The sequence below is a fragment of the Streptomyces sp. NPDC003635 genome, from assembly GCF_053587635.1.
Window position 1 is genome coordinate 1 of the sequence record NZ_JBSFOK010000127.1, and the last position, 1,111, is coordinate 1,111.

The following is a 1,111-nucleotide window of genomic DNA, read 5'->3' on the forward strand; positions in this document are numbered from 1 at the left end:
CGGCGTTGAGCTTGGTGATGAGTGGAGCGATGGTGTCCGCGGTGTCCCAGTCACGTGGCCGCAACTGGTACTTCTCCGAGTGCAGGTACTCTTCGCTGCCCGCCCGCAGCGGGGTGTTCTCGCACAGTTCGTAGCCGCTGTAGATGCCCCAGGTCGGTGAGAGCGTCGCGGCGAGCACCGCGCGCAGCTCGAAGGCGGGCCGGCCGCCGTGCTGGAGGAAGGCGTGCAGGATGTCGGGGGTGTTGGCGAAGAAGTTCGGCCGCATGTAGGCGGCCGCCTCGCCCGACAGCTCGGTCAGGTACTCCGTCAGCTCCTGCTTGGTGTTGCGCCAGGTGAAGTAGGTGTAGGACTGCTGGAAGCCGATCTGGGCCAGGGTGTGCATCATCGCCGGGCGGGTGAACGCCTCGGCCAGGAAGATCACGTCGGGGTCGGTGCGGTTGATGTCGCCGATCACCCGCTCCCAGAACAGCACCGGCTTGGTGTGCGGGTTGTCCACCCGGAAGATCCGCACCCCGCATCCCATCCAGTGCCGCAGCACCCTGAGGGTCTCGGCGACGAGTCCGTCGAGGTCGGCGTCGAAGGCGATGGGGTAGATGTCCTGGTACTTCTTCGGCGGGTTCTCCGCGTAGGCGATGGTGCCGTCGGGGCGGTGGTGGAACCACTGGGGGTGCTTGTCCACCCAGGGGTGGTCCGGGGAGCACTGCAGGGCGAAGTCCAGGGCCACCTCCAGGCCCTGGGCGCGGGCCTGCTCGACGAACCAGGTGAAGTCCTCCAGGGTGCCCAGGGCGGGGTGGACGGCGTCGTGGCCGCCCTCGGGGGAGCCGATCGCCCAGGGCACGCCGACGTCGTCGGGGGTGGGGGAGAGGGTGTTGTTGCGGCCCTTGCGGAAGGTGGTGCCGATCGGGTGGATCGGCGGGAGGTAGACGACGTCGAAGCCCATCGCGGCGATCGCCGGGAGGCGGCGGGCGGCGGTGCGGAAGGTGCCGTGCGGCTGCTGGGGGGTGCCCTCGGACCGGGGGAAGAACTCGTACCAGGAGCCGTACAGGGCCCGTTCCCGCTCGACCAGCAAAGGCAGCGGATCGGAGGCGGTGACCAACTCCCGCAACGGATA

1 pseudogene is annotated in these 1,111 nt (G+C 69.0%); it reads right to left on the minus strand.

The features are described 5' to 3' along the window. Positions 1 to 1,111: pseudogene (locus ACWDRW_RS40310) on the minus strand (alpha-1,4-glucan--maltose-1-phosphate maltosyltransferase); the annotation flags it as partial.